This window comes from Halobellus salinus, assembly GCF_014646875.1.
GTDB classification, from domain to species: Archaea; Halobacteriota; Halobacteria; order Halobacteriales; family Haloferacaceae; genus Haloquadratum; species Haloquadratum salinum.
Genome location: NZ_BMOC01000001.1, coordinates 323,018 through 345,108, shown reverse-complemented (window position 1 = coordinate 345,108; position 22,091 = coordinate 323,018). Strand labels below are relative to the sequence as shown.

The following is a 22,091-nucleotide window of genomic DNA, read 5'->3' as shown; positions in this document are numbered from 1 at the left end:
CGGCCACGCACGCGACACGGCCGACGACGACCGGAGTGTGCGCCGCGCGACTCGGGAGGCGAGTTCCGGTGACCGGCCGTGCCTCGGAGGGGGGCACCGCCGATGACACGCCCGATGCGGTCGCGGGCGGCGACCTCCCGCGGGAGTACGCGCAGGTCAGGTCGGTCGACACCGGGGCGATCGCGCTGATCGCCGCCGGCGACTCCCGGATCGCGCTGGCGTCGGTCTCCGGCGGGGTCTCCGTGCTCGCGGCCGGGTCCGACGACGGCGCGCGGTTCGGCGTCGAAGCACGGCCGCGCGGGCTTGCGGTCGGGCCGCTGGTGTACGTCGCGGTCGACGACCACGTGTTCGGGTACGGGTTCGACGGCGCACGACGGTGGGAGGCGCCCATTGACGGCGCCACGGCGCTGTGTTGGGTGCCCGACCAATCGCGGGTGGTCGCCGCCACCGACACCGGAGAGTTCGTGCTACTCGACGACGCTGACGGGACCGAACGCGGACGGATCGACCGGACCCACGCCGACGTGTCCGAGACCGTCCTGCTCGCCGGCCGGGGCGAGGAGTTCCTCGCGGGCGAGTCGTGGTACCTCACCGGGTTCGGCCCCGACGGCGATCGGACGGGAGAGGCGATGCTCGACGGCACCATCACGGGCGTCGGACTGCTCGAAGACGTGGCGGTGGTGTCGCTCCACGGTGATCGGGTCGTCGGCGTCGACGCGGACGACGGGGCGATCCGGTGGGAACTGCACCTCGACGTCGAGTGGCTCGCACCGCGGGGTGACGGGGGGCTCTACGCCGCCGCCGATCACGGCGTAGTCCGGATCTCCGCCGACGGCGCGGTGACCGACGTCGGGATCGACACACCAGACGCAACGCAGGTCGCGGTCACAACCGACGGGGAGGTGGCCTGCCGGATCGACGGTCGGACCGCCGGGGTGCTTCGGCCTGCGGCGTCGCTTTCCGGCGTCGACTTGGACCTCTCGCCGACGTCGCTCCGGGTCGGCTCGGAACTCGTTGTCACGGCCGAAACCATCGGTGAGCCGACCACCGGGACGGTTCGGGCGTCCGCCGACGACGGATCGTTCCGTCCCGAATCCCGGCGGGTCTCGCTTGACGCCGGCGAACGCACCGAACTGCGGTTCACGCTCGCGGAGGCGGCGGGGTCTCGGCTTGCAGCCCGTGCGACGTTCACCCCCGGCGGCACCGATGGCTCGGAACCGACCGAGGTCGGGGCGACGATTTCGGTCCCGCCGGCAACCCCAACCCCGGTCGTCGGTGCTGATGTCACCGGTGTCGACGACGGGACTGCGACCGTTGAGGTGAGCGTTCGGACGCCGGACGGGTCGGATCTCCCGGCGGTGTCGCTCTCCCCGGGCGGCGTCGACATCGATCCCGAACCGGGGCGGTCCTCGGTGTCACGGACGCTCTCGCTCCCCCTCACGACGGAGCGAGTGACCGCCACAACCGGAGACGGGGAGTCGGTCGACGCCGCGGTGTCACCCCCGACAACCCCGCTTTCGGCGTCCGTCAGCGCACGCGACGACGGGTTCGTCGACGTGACGCTCCGGAACGACACCGACATAACGGTCCACGACGACGTGCGGGTGACCGGCGACCCGCTGGTCACCCCGGTAGAGCGGTCGGTGTCTCTCCCGGCCGGGGGTCGACTCACACTTGCGCTTCCGTCTGCCCGCGCCGGTGTCGGCGAGGTCAGGATCGACGCCGCGGCGGTCGACGCCACCGCCGCTGTTTCGCTTGACCGCGCGACGCTCCCGTCGGCCGGCGGGACGGACGCCCCACAGGACGGCCGCAACGACCACGCACACGACGGCAAGGACCGGGTCCCGGGCGCGGACACGCCGACACGCGGCGGCCGCGACACGCCCTCGACCCCCCATCCGGACCGGGACACAACGCCGCCGGATTCCGCGGAGGCGGGCGATGCATCCGCACCGGCGACCCCTCCGGACCGGGACACAACGCCGCCGGATTCCGCGGAGGCGGGCGACGCATCCGCACCGGCGACCCCTCCGGACCGGGACACAACGCCGCCGGACTCCGCGGAGCCGGGCGACGCGTCCGCACCGGCGGCCCCTCCGGACCGGGACACAACGCCGCCGGATTCCGCGGAGGCGGGCGACGCGTCCGCACCGGCGGCCCCCGGGTCGGCCGGCCAGCCGGACGCGACCCCCGGCCCCGAGCGCGGACCGTCACCGGAGTCGGTCGACTCGCCCGTTTCGCCCGCCGCCCCTGACGACTCCGCCGCATCCGAGGAGTCCGCCTCCCCGGCACCCCGCGACCCGCTCGGCCTTGACCGCAGCCTGGACTCGGACACCGCTCACGAGGGTCACGCCCTCGAAGAGACGCTCACGGTCGAGAACCGCTCGCCGGAGCCGAAGTCGATCACCCTCCGGTCCGACGGTGACGCAGCCACGGTCGAACTCAGCCCGGAGACAACGGCGACTGCCACTCGGTATCACGCCGCGTGGGACACCTCCTCGATCGAGGTCCCGCCGGTCACCGCCAGCGCGGACGACGCCGAGGTGACCGTGCCGGGGGTGTCGGTTCCGGTCGAACCCGCACCGGTCGTCGTTCGTCCCGCGCTCTCGGCGGGGTCGACCACGACCGACGTCCGGCTTGACGTTCATAACAACCTTGAGACGTCGTGTTCCGTGCTCGAAATCGGCTCGAAGGGGTTCTCCACAGGTGTCGGCTTCGACGGGTTCGACGTCGCTCCCGGCGGTGACGTAACCCGGGAGATCACCTACCAGGGCGCGCCAACCGAACGCCCGGCGCTGACGCTCGTCCGGATCGACCACAGGCAGCGGCCGCTGCAAACCCTCGCGGCGGTCCACGACTCACACGCCCCGCCCGTCTCCGTCGCCGTCGACTCGGTGGACATCCTCGGCGACCGCGACACCAACGTCGTGCTTCGGCTGGAAAACGAGGGTGGCGCGCCGGTTGCGGTCCGCGTTGAGGCCACCGGCACGGCGCCCGACGAGTACCTCTACGCACCCGGCGAGATCGACGCGCTCGACCCCGGATCGACCGCGACCCACCGGGTCGAGTGCACCGTCAACGACGACCGCGTCGAACTCCCGATCGAACTTGAAGTCACCCCGTTCAACGGCGCCGACGGCCCTCACTCGACGGCGGTGACCGTCTCAGGGGACCGGACCGACAACGCCGAACGCTGGCGGGTCGACGCCGAAGACGAGGCCGACACGCCGACGCTCCCGGACACGCTCTCGACGCGGCTGGACGTGCGTTCGAGCGAGTAGGTGTCCGACGCGGCTGGACGTGCGTTCGAGCGAGTAGGTGTCCGACGCGATCAAACGCTCCGTCACACCCTGCGCTGCTACTGCAGGACCGCACCCATTTCGACGGTGCGTCTGTCCTGGAGGTACGCGTACAGGTTCCGTCCCGTCCTGAGCAGCGCGACGAGGACCACGAGCCCGTACAGCGCGGTTGCGCCCCACAGCCCGTACCGTGTCAACTGGAGGCGCTGTTGCACCGTGGCGCGTTCCCCGCCGATCGCGTCGGCCTGCCCCGTCGCGCCCGCCTCGGCGTACGTCTCCTCGGCGGTGGCGTACGCCGCGTCGATTGCGCTGATCTCCGCCGAGATACCGTCGAGTCGCGCCGGGTTCAACACCAGCGGCTGGTTCAGCAGGACAAGCGTGGCGTCTTCACGGATCGATTCCCGCGTCGCCCGCGCGTTCTCCGCGCTCTCGGAGGCGTTCTGCACCTGCTGGAGGTAGGTGTCGAACGCGCCCGACGCCTCCTCGTTCAGCCGGCTGGCTCGTTCGGCGTTGCCGCGGCTCTCGGCCAACCGCGCGAGTTGGCGGTTCGCGCTGGCGCGCTGCAACGTGGTGATGTCGCCGTTGAGTTGGGACTCGTAATACTCCACTTGGGCGTCGGCCTGTTCGTCGGTCGCGGCTCGGGCGGACTCGAGCGACCCCGTGGCGGAGGCGTCGACCTGCGAGGCGTCGATCCGCGTGACGTACTCCGACATCGCGTTGAGCGTTGCCTGCGCCCGAAGCACATCCGGTTGTGCGGCGGCCGGCCCGTCGGATCCCCGCGCCTCGTCCGCCGCCTCGAGCGAGTCGAGCAGCAGAATCGCGGTTTCGCCCGCCGCGATCGTCTCGGTGAGGTCGCCCTCCGGGACCTCCTCGCCGTCCCGCAACCGGGTTTCCAGCGCCGAAAGCGACTCCGCCATTCCCGCTGCGGTCGCCGCGCGCGCTCCCGACCCACCGGCGTACGACGAGAGGTTGTTCGAGATCGAATCGAACGAGTAGGGGGTCGGCTGCGCGGTCACGGTCACGGTCTGGGTCTCGACGCCCTCCCCGCGGACCTCGAACTCCCAGCGGTACTGCTGGTAGAGTTCCGCGGAGGTGTCGAACGCGACTGCGAACACCAGCGGCGCGGACCCGCCAGCCCGGAGCTCGGTGGGGCGTTCGGCGACCTCGAGGTACTGGTCTGGACCCGAGACCCGAACGACCTCGACACCGGAGACCGACTCGTACTCCAGGACCTCCGAGACGTCGATGCTCGTCGTCCGCTGGTTGGTGACCGTGATGTCACCCAGCGGCAACTCCGAGCGCTCCACGGCGAGTTCAGGGATGTGCTCGATTGTGAGGTCGCGCGTGACCGACTGGGTGCCCGCCGTCGCGGTGTCGACCGTGACGGTGAAGGGGTAGCTCCCTTCCGCGGCCTCGGGGTCGGCTTCGAGCACGACCGTCGCCTCTCCGGTGGACTGCCCGCCGACGGCTGCGTCGGCGTTCGCGATCGACGCGGACACGTCGGGGTCGTCGACGCTCGCCGACACACCTGTTACGTCCATGTCGAGGTCGCCGGTGTTCTCGAAGGTCACCCGCGTCTCGGTGGTCTGGGTGTCGGCCTGCGACCGCGGCGTGTCGAAGACGTTCTCGGCGCCCTCACCCGACAGCGACTCGAGGTTCGGCGGGTAGAACACCTCGCCGGTGACGTCGATCGACTCGGTCGGGCTGTACTGGTCCTGCGGCGTCAACTCGACCTGCCAGTCGAGGTCGGCGTTCTGCACCCCGTCGGAGTCCGCTGAGACCTGGACCTCGATCGTGTCGCTCCCCCCGGGACCGGTACTCGCGAACCCGGCGCCCTCGACGGTGACGGCGCCATCGTCGCTGGTCCCGATGACGTTCACCTTCACGCCATCGACGCCGGAGAACCCGGCGACCTCCTCGATCGTGACATCGACGGTGTTGGACTCGCCGATGAGGACGCCGCCGACGTCGACGTCGTCGGCGGAGATGACGGGTGGTTTTCGGACCTCTATCTCCGCGTTGAACGACTCGGTGTTCCCGAGGCTGTCGGTGATGGTCCCCGAGATGGTGTAGTCACCCGCGCTGACCGACGGGTCCACGGAGACATCGAGCACGGCCGTCCCCGACCCCCCGCCGTCGACCTGGTTCGACAGCGAGGCGACCGAGACGTCGATCCCACTGGGCGTGCTATCGAGGTTGACCGAATCGAGCACCATCACGCCCGGCCCGTCGTTGTCGAACCCGATGTCGAGTTCCGTAGACGCGTCGTTGGTATCGGTGAAGATCAGCGTCTCGGTTGGGCTGTCGGTGGCGCCGAACCGGGGTTGGAGGTAGTCAACGTTGAGGTTGAGCGTCTCCGAGGCGCTTGTGGAACCGCCGCTGACCGTTGCGGTCCAGCTCTCGTCGTTGGCACCCGACGACACCTGCGCCTGATACGTGACTTCGTACTCGTTTCCGTTCTGTACGTCCCAACTGGGTGACGACCCCGACGCGCCGCTGTCGAGGTCGTCCCACCCCTCGAACTCGAAGTTCACGTTGCCGCCCTGGAAGCTCGGTCCGCTGTCGGCGGTCACGGTGTCGTTGCCGCTCGCGGTGAAGGTGAACGTGAACTCCGTGGCGCGCTGCTGGTCGTTGAGCGCCTCGTCGAGCTCGACGGTCTGTGTCGCCGCTGCTGCCGGCCCCGCAAACGCCGAAAGCGCCACCACCGCGGCCACGATGACCACCCCGACACGGCTCACAGTACGCTCACTCGCCGCCATCGGTGTACACCTCCCGTGGCATCGCCGAGAGGACTGACCCCACCGACGCGGCCCGCCTGTCGCGCGCCCACGCCGACATCCGGCTGGCGACGATCATCGTCGGGATCGCGAGCACGAACGCGTACGCGAACAGAAGCAGCGCCGACCCGATCGCCAGCGACAGCAGCGTGTCGGAGGCGTCGCTGGCGACTGTTTGCAGCTCCGTGGTGCGGTCGCCCAGGTTGTTCGCCTCTGCGATCCGGACCGCGTCGCTGCTCGCTGAACTCGCCGCCCGGGCGTCGGTGTACAGCCCGAACACGCCGAGCGTGTGGGTCGACACCGCGTTCACCGGGCTCCCGCAGGTGGCCCCACACCGGTCGAGGAACGACTGTGTGGCCGCCATCGACTCGTTGATCTCCTGGCTGTCGCGCGCCCACGCGCTCTCGAGCTGTTCGGCCTCGACCGACACTTCAGCGAACCGCTCGCTGGACCCGCCGAGGCGGTACGCCTCCCCGGCCCGCTGGAGCGCGTCGATCTGCTCGGGCGTGCTGATTCCGTCCGCCCGGGAGCGCTGCTCGAAGCGCTCGCCCAGCGACCGGAAGAACCGATCCAAGGCGACGCTCGCGAGCGAACTGTAGACGGTGCTCCCGGACGAATCGAGCCCCGAGACCGCTTCTCGGGTCGCTGTCGCCGACTCGAAACTCGTCGTCAGGCTGTCGTTCTGTGCGGCGGCGTACGCCGCGTCGAACCGAACCAGCGTGCGCAACACTCCGCGCATCCGCTCGCGGTCGGCGTCATCGAACGACCCCGACTGGACCGCGACGACCGCCTGGGTCCGGATCACCTCCAACTCGCTGTACGCCGACAGCGACTCCTGTCCCGATAGCCGCCGGAACGCCGCGAGGAAATCGTCGCCGGTCTGTGGCTCCTCGACGTCGATATCGACGTCTGCGTGCGCCGACGCCGCATCGAGGTCCGCCGGTGGCGTCCCGTCGGGCGCGTCCGCTGTGCTCCCCTGTGCCCCGCTCGTCGCCGCCGCGACGCCCGCGGTGGACGTCACCACGCAGACGACGACGACCATCCTGAGTAGTGTCCCCTTCATGTTCTGTCAGTAGCTCCCGCTGTTGAGCCGATCCACCAGACTGTCGTGGTCGAAGACCCCCTCGACCGCGTCCAACAGACAGACTCCGACGTACGTCCGTGCGACAAGTGTGAGTTCGTCGTCGATATCGCGGGTCTCCCGCGCCAGGTCTCCCACCCGGTCGTGGAGTTTTCGGGCCGGAGCGATCTCGTTGACCTCGCCCCATTTCCCGTCCAGGGTCTCGTCGACCGCCCTGAGCCGGTCGCGGAGCGCGCGCCGCTCGTGATCTCCGCCGTCGGCCACCCCGCCGAGGAACTCCTCCAAGGTCGCTGTCCCGGTCCACTCGACCGTCGCGGCGGGCAGCGCCTCACACGCGTCGAACAGCTTCACGTTCCGGCGTTCCGACATCGCCCCGTCGACCGCTCTGATTCCGGCTTCGGTCGCATCGAGCAGCGCATCCACCGTCGCATCGGGAGAGATCCCCGTCTCGACGGCGCGTTCCGGTGCCGACTCCACGCCCGCTGCGAGTTCGAGCACCGAGGTGAGCACTGTCCCGTAGTACCGCGGGATCGCCACGTCGCGGTTCGACGCCGCCGCCAACCCCTCGATCCGGTCTTCCAGCTCTCCGACCCTGTCGCGCTGTGCGGTCGACATCGTATACGAGATGCCAACCGGAAGCTCTACGCCGACGGTCCCGCCGTCCTCGACTGTGACGCGCTCGACCGCTGCGGTGGTCTCGACCGACTCGACCTGCGGGTGGGCGGTCACTTCGTACTCCCCGGTTGGGAGTCCCTCGATCGTCTGGTGCCCGTTCGACGTCGTTGTGACCGTCCCCTCCTCGGTGTACGCCTTGGCGTCCGCGCTGATCGGCGTGATCCCGACTTCGACGTTGGGCCACGCCCGGTCGCCGACCGTCGTCTCAACCCGCATCGACCCGCTCCCGTCGGCGATCCGCAGGCTCACGCCCTGCTCGGCCGCCTTCTCGACCCGGCGTTCCGACTCCGCCGGCGGGAGGGGTTCGTGTGTGGCGGTGAACGAGACGGTCGACGCCGACCGCGGCACCTCGAACCGGACTCTGCCCTCCGGATCGGTGGGCTTCTGTTGCGTCCACCTCCCGGCGTCCGCTGTCGCCTCAACGACCGTCCCCGACAACGGCTCCCGGTCGGGGCCGCCGGTCACCACCGCTTCCACGGCGTGTGGGTCGACTGAGAGTCCGATGTGATCGCTCTCGAAGCCGTACCCGACTTCGTGTTTCCGTTGTCCGATGGTCTCTCCCCGCCGTTTGATCTCGAAAATCCAGGTCCCGTACTCGAGTTCGATCTCGCCCTCGCCGGCCGTCAGATCGATTGAGTCGGCCCGGGTGGTGTTGACCCCGTCGAGCCCGGCGGCTGCAGTCCGGCCGGCAGATCCGGGGTGTCCAGTCGGCCCGGAGCGTCCGCTACTGCCCACCGCTCCGGCCGCTTGCGCCGAGCCGCTGCGGTTCTCCGGGCGCACGACCACCTCGTTCGCGTGGGGGTAGGTCGTGCCGATGGTCTCGTCGACCACCTCCACGGACACCTCGGCGGTCTCGCTCCCGGGTGACTCCCCGACCGGTGTCGACTTCGAGGAACCGAACGGGATGCTGAGGTTCGTGGTGCCGGACCCGAACCGATCGAGGAGTAAGAAGACCACGACAACACCGACAACGAACAGCAGCACCACAGCCACGGCGAACAGGATCGTCGTGAAGTCGATCGCGAGCCCGGTTTCGTCCCCGTTGCTGGGCTGTTCGGCGGCCGCTCCATCGCTGTCGGACTGCAGCGACACGGTGGCGTGCAGCGGCGTCGCGCCCTCGAACTGCACGAGGATGTCGGCCTCGTTCGTGTCCGCCCGCGGCAGCGATTCCGCGTTCGACAGTGTCAGCGTCCCCGTGGTGGCGTTCAGCCCGGCCTCGTACCGCTCAACGCCGCCTTGGGTTTCGACCCACACCGCGCTCACGTTGGCCCCGCTCCCGTCGGCTCCGCTGATTCCTCCGGGCAGGCTGTCGAACGTGATCGTCGCGCCGTCGACGGTCCCGTTCACCGTCCGGGTCTCGAATTCGACCGTCTGTCCGTTGAGAATCGTGTTCTCGTTCCGCTCGACGGTGAGGCTCACGCTCGACTCCGCGGCCACCGCCGCACTGTCGACTTCGACCGCGCGGTCGCCGGCCTCGATCGTCTGCAGGTACTGGGCTCCACCCGTGGCGACGTCGATCTCGTACGTCCCGCCGGCCTCGAACAGCGGGCTCTCGAACCGGACGGTGTCGTCGGACAGGCGCTCGCCGGTCGTCAGTGCCGCGCCCTTGCTGGCGACATCGACCGATACGGACCCACCGACGAACTGTTCCTGTCCGAAGATCGTGACCTCCTGCGGCCGTTCGAGCACCCCGAGGTCACTCAGGGTGGCACGATCCACCACCAGATACGACTCGTTGGTCGCTCCGTCCTGTCGATACGCGGCAGAGACGTCCTGCTCCTCGCTTCCGACCTCGACCCGAACTGCCACCGATCCGTCGGTCGCGATGCCGAAGCTCTGTACGATGCCAAACCGAAACGCCCCGTCGCCGGTGAACGTCCCGTCGCCGCCGAGCACGACGTGCTGGATGTCGACGGTCTCGTTGAAGCTCCCCGCCTCGCTGTGGGTGACTGTGACGGTCGTTCCCGCGCCGTCCTGCCCGTCGAGGCTGTCGAGACCGGCCAACTCGTCCGGCCCGACCATGTAGTTGTACGTCGAGGCGTTCCCGGGATCGGTGCGCTTCTGCACCGTCGCACCCCCGATATCGATCGTCACGTCCTCCGGGCTGCCGGTGAAGCTCCCGTTGGCCGCGTTCCGTCGGTCCACTGCGACTGTCAGTTCGCCGTTGTCCCCGTCGAACGCGACGTCGCCGTCGGGTTGCTGTTGCTGCGCGCCGACCGCTCCCGGCGCGACCGCGAGCCCCGAAACAACAACGACTAGACACGCCAGAACGGCAATCGTCGCGGTGCCGCGTCCGGGGGTATCCTGTCCCACAGTCACCCCTCCAGGTTATTCCGGTACTGCCGTAGGTTCTCTTCCAACTGACGGATTCGCTTCCCCCGATCGCCGGTACTGTTCTGTTCGCGGCGATCCCGCTCGCTCTCGTAGCGCTCCCACGAGCGCGACTCCTCCAAAAGCGGCGTGAGGTCGAACCCGGCGAGGAACACGAGCACGTCGAACGTGTTGCCGCCGCCGGGCTGTTTCGAGAGCGTATGCATTCCCACCACGCCACTGAGGTCCTGTTTCTCCCGCCAGTCGGCGAAGGCGCCCCGGACATCCCCTCCGGTGATCTTTCCGGCGTTGACCTTCCGCTGTGGCGCGCGCACGACCACGTACGCCGCCTCCGCGGTCGACGGGTCCAAGGGAACGAACGTGTTCCCGACGGCCTTTTCGATCGCCACCTCCAGCCCCAACCCGAGCGGCTTCTCGAGCGCGGTGCCGAACGTGCCGTGGTACGCCCCGCGGCTCTGCGGCTGGCGGGCGTAGTCTCTCACGTCGATCGTATCGCTGGCGGTTCGCCCGGCGCTGATGAACAGATCGAGCGCGGAGATGATCCGCCGGTTCACGAGGTCTTCCTCCCTGACGGCTTCCGCGCCGGCCACCGCCTCGGTGTCGTTGTTTTCCTCCGGGAGTTGCTTCAGCCGCGCGTTCGACGCGAGGAGCGTTATGTCGGCGTTGGGAGACCCTTCCTCCCGCATCAGAAGCCGCGAGAGGCCACACACGGCGTTGAAATACCGCTGGTCCAGTTCGCCCCTGAACGGCCACGCCGCGAGCACGAACTGCGGGATGTCGTTGAGCCACGTCGCTTCGCTGCTTGACCCCGCAACCGCGCCCCCCTCCGGCGCCTGTCTGAACTGGTCGATGATGTAGGGTGTCGACCCGTTTCCGGTCCCCCCACCGAGCGCAACCGTGTACATGAGGGCGTCGGACCGGGCGGTGTTGTTGATCGGCTGGTAGATCTCGTCGAACCCCTCCTCCGCGAACCGCTCCCCATCGAAGAAGTCGTTTCCGGTGCCGTCGGCAGGCCCGAAGAGCGCGACGTGCTCCCGGGAGATCATCTCCCGATCCATCGTCAACTGCGCGTCCACCCGATCAAGGCTCTCTTTGATGTCCGTGTCGTTGGTGTTGATGAGGACGATCCGGTCGTCGACCCCGGGATTGTCCGTCCGGGTGAAAAGCTGCGACGCGATCCGGCAGCCGCCCTGGCCAGACGCGATGATACCCCACCGTGTGGCGTCGCGGTCCGCCCCCGGTCCGGCCGCCATCACGCACTCACCACCTTGTCGTCAGTGAGTTCCACGTCGATACTCAACTCCGCCTGCGCGAGGATGTCGCGTATCAGTGCGTCGCTCGCCGGCGGTTTCAGGAACCGCTCGCGCATCGTCTCGTAGGCGAGCTCGCCGGCGTCGCCCACGCGCTGTTCTGTCAGATCTACCAACTGGTTCTGCATGCGCTGTCTGTCGTACACTAGTACTGAATCGGTTTCCACCTGAACGGACAGCCCGGCGTTGTCGGCCCACAGCGCGAGCACGCACTGTGTGTACTCGTCTTGGACACCGAGGTCCATGCCGTCGGTGAGATACTGTTCGGACTCGTAGCGTGCGGTTATGTCGTCTTCGACCTCCGTGAGGAGGAGTTCGGCGTTGGTCTCGACGCCTGCACACAGCCGTTCGATCGCGGTCTCCTCCGACAGTTGGAGGTTGACCGTTCGGTCGCGGTCGAGCGTCAGTTCGGTCTCACGGCTTCCGAACCGGTCGTCGTCGGCGCTGGCGGCCACCGTCGCCTGACCGCCCAGGATGCCGTCGAACCCGATTCGGCCCGACCCTTCGAGCGTCCGCGTCCGGCGGTGGGTCTCGTCTCTGATCGTCACCGCAACCGTGACGTCGCGGGTCTCTGGGGGGTCGAGCTGTACGTCGACTGCGAGGCCGAACTGCTGGCCGATCACCTCGGTGTCCTGTGTGAGGGCGGGACGCCCCGGCATGAACCCGACCTCGGGGTTCCGGTGGGCGTACAGCCGCATGATCGGCTCTGCGGGATCGTACGGCACGTCCGATTCCGTCACCTCCCCATCGGTTGCGAGGGCCCGCTCGACGATGTTGACCACGTCGTCGTACGCCCGGAGGGCGCCATCGCGCTCGCCGGCCGTGTCCAGGGCCGCCGCGAGGTCGTCGGCCATTCCGGTCCACAGCGTCCGGAACGCATCCAGATCTGACGCGCCGCGGAGTTCCGATTCGAGCGAGCGATCGAGCACCCCCGGCCGCTCGAAGAAGCCATCCGGGACGTTCGACCGGCTGAACTGCTCGATATACCCGGTCAGCTCCTCGCGCATATCGGTCAGGACCTCCGCGGACGCCCGGAGCGCACGCGGTCGCAGCCGCTCGTCGAGTTCGTCCACCTCATACGCCGAGTCGATCGCTTCGATCTCCCCCCGCACCTCCCCGAGCGTCTCGAACCGCGCGGGGTCGGCGTACTGCGCCGCGACCGACGACTCGACAGTGTCGATGAGCTCGAGCAGTTCCGCCTTCTTCGGCCCGGGATCTGGGGGTGTCGCACCGTCCGGGTCCAACACGTGTTCGGCGGCCGCCTCGTACTGCCCGGCGGCGATCCGCCCTTCGACCGCCGACCACTCGACGACCCGTTCGCCGGTCACGCTGTGAACCTTGCTCTCGGCGTCGTCGAGAAGGTCCTGAAACGTCTTCCGGCGGTCTCCAAGCACACCGGCCAGGCGTCCGGGGTCGGCCCCAACAGCGGGCGCGTCCGCGACCGCACCGGCGGCCGACGGATCGAGCAGGTTCCCGTCGATCAGCCGATCGATCTGATCGCTCATCGCTTCGATCTGGGCGTCGATGTCCGCCCGGTATTCCGACTCGAGGGCGTCGCGCGCGTCCCGGACGGCTGTCCGATGTTGTGAGAGCGCGCCCATCCCCATCGGGTAGTCGGTCACGGTCACGTCGACGGTGTCGCCCCCGGTGGTGATCTCGAACCCGCGGTTTTCGAGGTCCCGTTTGATCCCCTGGACCGAGTCCGCGTGCGCGGACGGATCCCAGGGGGTTTCGGTCTCAAGCCGCCGGTAGGTCACGAACAGTTCCTCGACGTCGTCAGCGAGGTCGTCGGTCATCGATTCGATCCGCGGCGACGTGGTCCCCGACGAACGCGTCTCCCGGCGGTGCCACGCGACCCCGCCGAGGATCAACACCACCGGCACCCCGGCGATGAAAAACAGGACCGCGTCACTCGACCCCGAAAACAGGAACACGGCGACGCCGGCGGCCGCAAGCGCGGTGACGACCCCACCGGCGGTGAGGGCATCGCGTCGTGTCGAGTTCATACGCCGATCACCGCCCGGATGACCGCGACAAGCGGGTCGAGCAGTCCCTGCGTCACCACGAGCGCGACGGCCCCGGCCACCAACACGACCGCGACCCCGAGTTGGACCGCGAGGTGTTTGGGCCGGAAGTCGACCGCAGAACTCCGCCGGCGGTCGATTTCCACCTGCGAGAGGATCCGATCCGTGAGCACGCGGCCGCCGATTCCGCCGACGACCGCACCGGCGAGCGCAACCCCGAGGAGGTCCCCGAGCACGCCGAGCGCAGTGGATCTGGCCTGCCGTTCGATCGCCCGGTTCGCGGTCTCGAGGCTGTCGCGAGTTTCGCCGAGCGCATCGTTGTGCTGCCGTTCGTACGCGTCGAGCGCGGCGACGGCCCCGGTGTCTCCGTTTGCGGCGGCATTGAACAGTCGCGACTGGATGGTGGAGTAGTTGGTTGTCACGGCTCGTGTCCGGTTGATCTGTGGCAGCCGCCGGTCGTCCGGTATGTCGGGGGCGGGGTCGAGCCGCCCAGCGTTCTCAGCGAGATCCGCGGCTGCCGTGCGCATCCCGTTGCGCGTCTCGGTGTAGGAGTTGTTCGCCCGTCGGAGTCGGTCGCGGTTGTCGGCTGCGACGGCGACACGGTACGTGCTACCGCCGACGCCGATCGTTGTCACGTTCCCCGGTGCGGCGGTCACAGTCGGGGTGGCCACGTCGCCCCGCTGGCCGATCGCCGGCGCGAACTCGACAGGGGTCGGTCCCTCGACGGCCTCGACCGTGACGGGGTAGCTGAACCGCTCGGACTCGCCCACAGTGACCCCGTTGATACCGCCGTCGACCGGCCACGCGGTGGTGCTGACCACCCCGCCATCGGAACAGAGCGCGATCTCGGCCTCGGTCCCGGGCAGCAGCGTCGCGTCGCCACCCGGACGCACGTAGGTGTCGCCGGGGAGCACCACGACAAGGCTGTCTCCCGACGTTCCGGGACAGATCTCGGCCTCGTCGGCCGGGTCGACCGTCTGTGCGGCCGCCGGTCCCGCTGCAACGACCGCGAGGAGCACCGACGCCACGACGATCCCGGCGCCGAGGTGGGGTCCCCGCATTCTACCGCCTCCACCGGACGTACGTCGCGACCGAACCGACCGCGATCCCGAGTCCGACCCCGGCGAGGCCGCCCACGCCCCGGACGACGTTCAGATTCGAGTCCCCGGCGGCGACCTGTACCGCGGCCAGCCGGCCCAGTCCGCGTTGCGTCCCGTCGACGAGCGCTGCGAGGGATGCGGCGTCACCCTGTGCGCCCACGCTTCCGACGGCCGCGAGCGCCGCGCCGACGGCGATGGCGGCGAGGAGAGGCTTCCTCACGCTGTCCCCTCCCGCTCGGCGATCCGTTCGATCTGGGCGATCCGGTCGATGTCCTCGCGGTCAAACCCGAACGCGGTCGTGACCGACGCGAGGTTCCGTTTGGTGACGGCCCACCCGGCGTTCACGTTCTTGCAGTAGTAGCCGAGTTCGCTCTCGACCGACCCGACCGAGACCTCCTTGTCGTCCCAGCACCACCCCGGTGCCTGTGCGACGGCGACCGCGCTCGTGGCGTCGCTCGGGGAGAACTCGTCGATTGTCTGCTTGTCGATGGAGTCGGCGATCAACCCGGTCTCTTGGATCGGCTGACGGCCGAACGGTCCGGGGAGGAGGTAGCCGAGAAGCGACTCCGTCTGCCGGACACCGCGGCCGAGCGTAGCGTACCCCGCGCGGAACCCGTCGCCGTCGATGTACCGGATAAGGTCTTGGAGGTCGACGTCCATCATCTGGACGTCGAGCGCGTCGTCCGTGCGCTCGCGCTCGGCCCCCAAGACGATATCCAAGAACGCGTCGGCGACGTACCGGTTGTAGTCGCTGTACTCGTTGCTCTCCGCGACGTCCAACGCGAGCCGCTGGTTGTCGACGAGCATGATGCTCTCGACTTCCTGTTCCAAGTTGTCCAGCCCGAACACCGTGTTCTCACACTGCTGGATCTGCTTTTCCACCGGGTTGTCCTCGTCGTTGTCCATCTGGGCGCCTTGGTTCACCAGCTTGGTATTGGGGAGCACGCCAACTGAGACGATGTCCATCTCCGAACTGGCGTACGACCGGATCTCCCGGGCGAGGTGCGGCGCGATCCCGCATCCCGTGCCGCCGCCGAACCCGAGGAAGACGAACGCGTATTGCAGCGTCGAGGGATCCGCTTCCAACCCCTCGTACACCTCATCGAGCACGCGGTGGACTTCTCCCTCGTTCCGGCGCATTACCCGGTCGGCTTTCGTCGGGGTCTGGCCGAAGCCACCCGTGACCCGTTCTTCGAACCCGCGGACGGTCCCGCTGACGAGCCCGTCGCTCTCGGAAACCCCATACCACCGGTCCTGCGGGATGTTGTCCAGGCGTTCGAGGTCCTGGATCGTGGAGTTGAACGCCAGCGCCTCCGCCCGAAGGTCGATGTTGTCGTGTGCGAAGATCTGGTCGACGATCTGCGTCCCTGCCTGGCCGGCCCCCACAAAGAGATATTGCATATGATAGCTGTTCTACCCTTTCCGAACCGGGCTAATATATTTGACGCCGTACGCCGCCGCGTCAGGCGCCGTGCTGTCGGGTGATTGTCAGCTGATACTCGTGACCGATCCCAGGCCCCCAACGGCCACCGGAGCGGTGGCGGTCCTCTACAGAATATCGAGGCGAGTGCCTCGGGGACTCCGAAGCAGTTCACCCAGCCGCGGGCGACCGGTCGTGCTTCGTTACTCGATTGCTGGCGAAAAAACGGCCGTCGGGCGGAAGTCCCGCGAGTGAATCGAGCGGGACATCGATGGACGCAGCCCTCTCGTGAACACGAACGACGCGCAGCGTCTTTCGAACGACAGCGAGCCCATCGGGTCGAGACCGCGGGGGTTTCGGAGGGTCTCACTCTCCGGTTTCCGCCGATTTCGCTCCCAACTACACAGCACTGGGCAACTATACACAAGATTTTTATTGGTTTCGTGAAAATCCGGCATACGGTTGCGAGCGGTCGTTCGGACGGGCGTCTCGGGTAGGGGTACACGAACGCACGGCCGGACGACCGCTGGACATTTTTCGAGCGCCACCCCGGTAGCGACGCACCCGTCGCCCGCTGCGGCTACTCCAGAGACCGAGGGCGGGACCGGCCACCGCCGCGACGGCTAGCGAGTGGGTCATCGACCGGTGGACGGCGTTTGCGGCGTTCCAGAACACGTCCGGTCGGACCGACCCACCGCCGAGGAACCGGCCGCCGTCGACCGCGATCACGGCGTAGGCCACGTCGACGTCGGGCAGCGCCGCGATCAGCCCCGCCGCTCCGCGGCGAGCACCGCGAGAGCGAACACCAACAGTCCGTGGCCCACAAACGCGTCTATGCTTCTCGCTCCCGTCGGGCATAGGCTCGCGCTCCGGCTTGCGCCGCAACCGGCGCACGCAGCACGCCTCTGTCCCCGTCTGAACGACGCTGTTGGCGCCCATCGGACGTTCTATATATTTCGGCACCGCACTCTGATACGATGCCCACGCCAGCAGACATCAGGGACTCCGTCCCGGTGTTCGAGGACGTCAGATACCTCAACACGGGCGCGAGCGGCCCCAGCCCTCGGTGGATCGTCGAAGCGGCCCAACGTGAGATCGAGGCCCACGAGTGGGGCGCAGCGAGCGACCCGGGACCGTACCCGCACGCGTTCGGATTCTACGAGGATGTGCGCGCGGACATCGCTGACTTTCTCGGCGCCGACGCCGGGGAGATCGCACTGACCCAGAGCACCGCCGACGGCATCACCCGGATCGCCGGCGGGATCGAGTGGGAATCCGGAGATACCATCGTCCGGACCGACCTCGAACACCCCGCGGGCGTCCTGCCCTGGAAGCGGTTGGAGCGACAGGGGTGTGCGGTGCGGGTTGTCCCGACCACCGACGGCCGGCTTGACCGCGAGGCGTACCGTGACGCCGTTGCCGACGCGAAACTCGTCTGCCTGAGCGCGCTGACCTGGAACTACGGGACCTATCTCCCGGTCTCCGAACTGGTCGCGGAGGCACACGACGCCGGCGCGTACGTCCTGGTTGACGCCGTCCAAGTTCCCGGGCAGACCCCGCTCGACGTGACCGAGTGGGGGGCGGACGCGGTCGCGATGGCCAGCCACAAGTGGTTGCTCGGCGTCTGGGGCGCGGGGTTTCTCTACGTCGACGGCGACGTGATCGACGAGTTCCACCCCGGGCGGATCGGCTACCGGAGCGTCCCGGACCCGGAAGCCGACGAGTACGACCTGAAACCCGGCGCGGCTCGGTTCGAGGTCGGCACCACGAACCTCGCGCCGTACGCCGCGCTCTCGGCGTCGATCGACCTACTGGAGGATGTCGGTCTCGACACCGTCGACGCGCATATCAACGACCTCGCGGAGCGGTTCGTCGATGGGGCCCCAGCGGATCGGCTATACAGCCCCGCAACGCCCGAGTCGGGGCTGGTGACCGTCCGCGTCGACGATGCCGAGTCGACGGTCGAACGTCTCCGCGAGGAGTACGGCGTCGTGGTCCGGTCGCTACCCGATCCCGCCGGCGCAGTTCGGGCTTCGTTACACGTCTACAACACCGCCGAGGATGTCGACCGGCTCCTGACCGGCCTCCGCGAGACCGGGTGGTGAGCGTCCCCGTCACGGCCGCGATCCGATTTTGTATATCGGAATATCATTTACGAGTTGCTCCCCCCGGCCTATGCCGGAGAAGTCATACGTTCCCCGGGTGTAGATCTTGGGAACGATGGCAGACTCACCCGACACCGCTCGGATCCCGCTGGAACCGCTCCGGAAGCGGGTCGCGGACGCGACCGGCCGCTCGACATCGTACGTCGATATCCAGGAGGTGGCTGTCGACGGAACGGCTCTGGAAGTCACGTTCTCAACACCCGACGGTGACGTCCCGGTGATCGAGATCGTCGTCGAAGGCCCGACGGGCCGAATCGACACGACTCCCGCCCGGCTTGACTCGCCGTTCGGACTCAACGTCTACGGGGAACTCCTCCGCGTGGAGTACGCGGGCCGCGACGCTGAGACTGACGAGATCATGGTGTCTGTCTCCAGACGCGACGGCGAGGAGTGGCGGACGGTGCTGGGGTGCGGTCGGATGTGGGCGATCGAGACCACCTACGACGGCGACCCGGTCACGATCACGTGCCACGCCAAGACGCCGTCCGCTCCGGAGGACGAAGCGGACGACGCCGAAGAGGAAGAGGAACCGGACACCGAGTCCGAAAGCGGCGGGCTCCTGGGCGGATTCGGCGGGTAGGGGCAGTTGTCCGTTTCGGCGGTATCTGGCAAATATAAACTAATACGCGCTATACAGAACGGCTGCCCGGGCGAGATCGGCCTTTTTTGCCGCGGACCACGAGTCACCGGTGCGCTACTCGCCGTCCACACGCTGGCCCCAGAATCCCGGATGTTTCGTCACCGCGATGTCGCCGTAGACGCGTGTCCGACACGCGAGCCTGAGCCCCGACTCGGGATCGTGTGGCGGAATCGACAGTCGCCCACGTTCCACGGTTCCGACGTCGGTCACTGGGGGTTCCGCGTCGTCGTCCTCACCGTTCGCCCGGATCTCGACCGCACAGGTCCCGCACGTCCCGTGGCCGCGGCAGTTGAGTGTGTCGGCGCTCCCGTTGTGTGGTGACACTCCGGCATCGAGCAGGACGCCCCGCAGGGTCGCACCCGCCTCGCAGTCGACCTCGTTCTCCCCGAACGTAACGGTCGGCATAGCCCGAGAGACGTCGGCCCCGGTAAAAGGCGTGACGGCCGTGCTCACCCGATCGCGTCCCGCAACCGCTCCTCGTACTCGGCGAACGCCTCGTCGGTCCGGGCCCGCGGGCGATCCAGGTCGACGTCGACAACCTCGTGGACGGAGCCGGGCGACCCGGTCAGAACGACCACCCGGTCGGCCAGGGTCACCGCCTCGTCGACGTCATGTGTGACGAACATCACGGTCTTGCCCGTCTCCCGCCAGATGTCGAGGAGTTCGGCGTGGAGCCGCTGTTTCGTCTGGGCGTCGACGCTCCCGAACGGCTCGTCCATGAGCAGGATCTCCGGGTTGACCGCGAGCGCGCGAGCGATCCCGACCCGCTGTTTCATGCCGCCGGATAGCTCCTTGGGGTAGCTGTCGACGAACTCCCCGAGCCCGACGAGGTCGATCATCCTCTCGGCGCGCTCCCGACGGGCCGGCTTGCTCATCTCCCGCTGTTCCAGCCCGAACGCGACGTTCCCGAGCACGGTCCGCCACGGGAACAGCCCGTACTCCTGAAACACCATCCCGCGGTCGGTCCCCGGGCCCTCGATGGGTTCGCCGTCGAGCCACACGGTTCCGTCGGTCGCCTCCTCCAGCCCGGCGATGATCCGGAACAGGGTGGTCTTCCCGGCGCCCGAGGAGCCGATGATGCAGACGAACTCTCCCTCCTGGACGCTGAAGTTCACGCCCCGGAGCGCCTCGACCGTCCCGGATCCCGACTGAAACCGCTTGCCGACCCCGTCGACGACGATTTTCCCGTCCACCGGTTGGGCGTCGGTCACTCCCGCCACACCAGTACCCTCCGTTCGACCCGGCGGAAGACCCCGTCGCTCACCAGGAACACCAGGCTGATCACGAACATGTACGCCACGCTCACGTCGAGCGAGAGGTTCTGGGCGGCGTTGATGATCTGGAAGCCGATCCCGGGGGCGCCGAACAGTTCGGCCGCGACCACGATCATCCACCCTTGACCGATACTGGTTCGGATCCCGGTCATGATCTCGGGGGTGGCGCTCGGGATCACCACCTTCCGGATCATGGTGAGGTCGTCGTCGACCCCAAGCGACGCGGCGACCTCCTTGGAGCTCTGGGTGACGCCCTCCACGCCCGCGTAGGCGTTGTAGAAGTTGACCCAGAACGCGCCGATCCCGACGATGAACGCCGCGCCGCTGTGGTTGACGCCCAGCCACACGATGGCGAACGCGATCCACGCCAGCGGCGGGATCGGGCGGAGCACCCGCTGGACCGGCGTTACGGCCTCGTTGAGTAGGTCGCTCCACCCCATGGCGATCCCGACGGCGATCCCGGCGGTGCCGCCGACGACGAGCCCCGGGATGTAGTGATACAGGCTGTCGATGAGGTTCACGAGCAGCCGCGTCAGCGGGATCTCCGCGCCGGTCAGCGGGACCTCGAAGGTCGCGGGCGCGGTCAGTTCGACCACGAACGCCCGCGCGACCTCGATCGGAGTCGGAAGCAGGAACGTCGGGACCGGCATCGCCGCGACCTGCCAGATCACAAGGAACGCCGCGGTCCCGACCGCGCCGCGGAGCCACCGTCTGGCCGCCCGATCGTCGTCGAGGAGGGTGTCGGCGACGAGTCCGGTCTCGGAGTCGGTGCTGGTGTCGACGCTCATGTCACGCGGTGTTGTCCCAGTGGCTGAACTCGAACAGCTGGTCGTTGGTCAGGGTCTGGTCGGTCCGGCCGAGCCTGTTGGCCCACTCCGCGAAGATCGGGGTGCCTTCCTCGATCTCGTGAGGGTTCGACACGAAGTTCGCAGCCCGGGAGTCCAGTGCGGCCCGCGCGTCCTCCACCGACAGCGACTCGGTCCCGATCACATTGCTCGTCGCCCGCGCCGCGCCGTCGGGGTCGTCGGCGACGAACTGGGTGGCCCGGCGGTGCTGCTCGACGAACGCCTCCGCCACGTCGGGGGCGCCGTCGTAGATCCGCTCGTGCATCAGCGCGACCGCCCCGGGTTGGCCGCCCGGGAAGAAGTCCCCGCTCCAGTCGAGGTCGGTGTACCCGGCGTCCCGCCGCTTCGCGATCGTCGGCACGGGCTCGATCATGCTCGTCCCGTCGATCTGACCGGACAAAAGCGCCTGCCGAACCGGGCCGGCGCCACCCAGCGAGGTGACGGTCACGTCGCTTCCGGGGTCCAGTCCCAGTTCCTCGATCAGCCAGTACCGGAGGGTGATGTCCGGCACCGACCCCGGCGGGAACGTGCCGAACTCGAACCGTTCGCCGGTCTCTTCCTCGAAGGCCGCGAAGGCCTCGGCGCCCTGTGAGTCGTACTGCGCAGCGAACTCCTCGGTCCCCATGATCAGCATCGGGTCGACGATGTTGGCGTTGGTGATCTTCGCGGGGATCCCTCGGTCGACGACGATCATGGCGGGGATGATCCCGAACAGCATCACGTCGAAGTCGCCGGTCGCCGACGCCTGGACGATGCTCGGACCGTCGGAGAAGAGCTTGGTCTCGACCTTGACCGGCAGCTCGTCGAAGTACCCCTCCTCCAGCATGATGTGCGACTGGATGTCGGGGTAGATGGGCATGTGCGCAACCCGCAACGTATCGATGTTCGGGCCGCTGAGCCCCGAACACCCCGCGAGTCCGGCGGCACTCGCCGCCGCGAAGCCACTGAGGTACCCGCGCCGCGTGACGTTCGAATCGGTGTCACTCATTAACTTCTGTACGCCTGCCACCCGCTTCACCCGCCTGCTACGAGCGATCGCTGCCGTCATCGCGGATCGTCACATCTGTCTCTTACCCACAAACCGAGTCGGTGCTAGGATCGATGAATCCGAACGAAAATCCTGTATCTACCCATCTGATACCTCTATGCG

At 68.3% G+C, this 22,091-nt stretch carries 15 protein-coding genes; 3 read left to right on the top strand and 12 right to left on the bottom strand.

The window, feature by feature from the left end:
- The first annotated feature begins 68 nt into the window (after positions 1-68).
- Positions 69-3,281 (top strand): hypothetical protein, encoded by a 3,213-nt coding sequence (locus tag IEX72_RS01720; protein ID WP_188785648.1) that lies wholly within the window; start codon positions 69-71, stop codon positions 3,279-3,281.
- Between the two features lie 77 nt (positions 3,282-3,358).
- Here IEX72_RS01720 and IEX72_RS01715 read toward each other — a convergent pair whose 3' ends face one another.
- Genes IEX72_RS01715 through IEX72_RS01680 form a run of 8 tightly spaced genes read right to left on the bottom strand, consistent with a single transcriptional unit; the run spans position 3,359 to position 15,998 of the window.
- Positions 3,359-6,037: a COG1361 family protein gene (locus IEX72_RS01715; protein ID WP_188785647.1), complete on the bottom strand. Its 2,679-nt coding sequence runs from the start codon at positions 6,035-6,037 to the stop codon at positions 3,359-3,361.
- Positions 6,038-6,044: 7 nt separating this feature from the next.
- Positions 6,045-7,139, bottom strand: a complete 1,095-nt coding sequence (locus IEX72_RS01710; protein ID WP_188785646.1) for a hypothetical protein — start codon at positions 7,137-7,139, stop codon at positions 6,045-6,047.
- Positions 7,140-7,145: 6 nt separating this feature from the next.
- The gene (locus tag IEX72_RS01705) at positions 7,146-10,145 is read right to left on the bottom strand and encodes a hypothetical protein (protein ID WP_188785645.1); all 3,000 of its coding nucleotides are present in this window, start codon (positions 10,143-10,145) and stop codon (positions 7,146-7,148) included.
- A gap of 2 nt (positions 10,146-10,147) precedes the next feature.
- On the bottom strand, positions 10,148-11,416 hold the full coding sequence (locus IEX72_RS01700; RefSeq protein WP_188785644.1) for an FtsZ/tubulin family protein: 1,269 nt from the start codon (positions 11,414-11,416) through the stop codon (positions 10,148-10,150).
- A complete protein-coding gene (locus tag IEX72_RS01695; protein ID WP_188785643.1) occupies positions 11,416-13,479 on the bottom strand; it encodes a hypothetical protein in 2,064 nt (687 codons plus the stop codon). The genes IEX72_RS01700 and IEX72_RS01695 overlap by 1 nt, the downstream gene beginning before the upstream one ends.
- The gene (locus IEX72_RS01690; RefSeq protein ID WP_188785642.1) at positions 13,476-14,558 is read right to left on the bottom strand and encodes a hypothetical protein; all 1,083 of its coding nucleotides are present in this window, start codon (positions 14,556-14,558) and stop codon (positions 13,476-13,478) included. Before IEX72_RS01690 ends, IEX72_RS01695 begins: the two co-directional genes overlap by 4 nt.
- A 1-nt stretch (position 14,559) precedes the next feature.
- Positions 14,560-14,817 (bottom strand): hypothetical protein, encoded by a 258-nt coding sequence (locus tag IEX72_RS01685; RefSeq protein WP_188785641.1) that lies wholly within the window; start codon positions 14,815-14,817, stop codon positions 14,560-14,562.
- Complete coding sequence (locus IEX72_RS01680) at positions 14,814-15,998, bottom strand: FtsZ/tubulin family protein (protein WP_188785640.1); 1,185 nt, start codon at positions 15,996-15,998, stop codon at positions 14,814-14,816. The genes IEX72_RS01685 and IEX72_RS01680 overlap by 4 nt, the downstream gene beginning before the upstream one ends.
- A 996-nt stretch (positions 15,999-16,994) precedes the next feature.
- Between IEX72_RS01680 and IEX72_RS01675 the strand changes: the two genes are divergently transcribed.
- A complete protein-coding gene (locus IEX72_RS01675; RefSeq protein WP_188785639.1) occupies positions 16,995-18,122 on the top strand; it encodes an aminotransferase class V-fold PLP-dependent enzyme in 1,128 nt (375 codons plus the stop codon).
- Between the two features lie 115 nt (positions 18,123-18,237).
- Positions 18,238-18,762: a hypothetical protein gene (locus tag IEX72_RS01670; RefSeq protein ID WP_188785638.1), complete on the top strand. Its 525-nt coding sequence runs from the start codon at positions 18,238-18,240 to the stop codon at positions 18,760-18,762.
- A 114-nt stretch (positions 18,763-18,876) separates the two neighbouring features.
- On the opposite strand, the gene IEX72_RS01665 is transcribed toward IEX72_RS01670, so the two are convergent.
- Genes IEX72_RS01665 through IEX72_RS01650 form a run of 4 tightly spaced genes read right to left on the bottom strand, consistent with a single transcriptional unit; the run spans position 18,877 to position 21,929 of the window.
- Positions 18,877-19,227: a 2Fe-2S iron-sulfur cluster-binding protein gene (locus IEX72_RS01665; RefSeq protein WP_188785637.1), complete on the bottom strand. Its 351-nt coding sequence runs from the start codon at positions 19,225-19,227 to the stop codon at positions 18,877-18,879.
- A gap of 44 nt (positions 19,228-19,271) precedes the next feature.
- The gene (locus IEX72_RS01660) at positions 19,272-20,042 is read right to left on the bottom strand and encodes an ABC transporter ATP-binding protein (protein WP_188785636.1); all 771 of its coding nucleotides are present in this window, start codon (positions 20,040-20,042) and stop codon (positions 19,272-19,274) included.
- Complete coding sequence (locus IEX72_RS01655) at positions 20,030-20,884, bottom strand: ABC transporter permease (protein WP_188785635.1); 855 nt, start codon at positions 20,882-20,884, stop codon at positions 20,030-20,032. Before IEX72_RS01655 ends, IEX72_RS01660 begins: the two co-directional genes overlap by 13 nt.
- A gap of 1 nt (position 20,885) precedes the next feature.
- A complete protein-coding gene (locus tag IEX72_RS01650; RefSeq protein ID WP_188785634.1) occupies positions 20,886-21,929 on the bottom strand; it encodes an ABC transporter substrate-binding protein in 1,044 nt (347 codons plus the stop codon).
- Between the last annotated feature and the right edge of the window lie 162 nt (positions 21,930-22,091).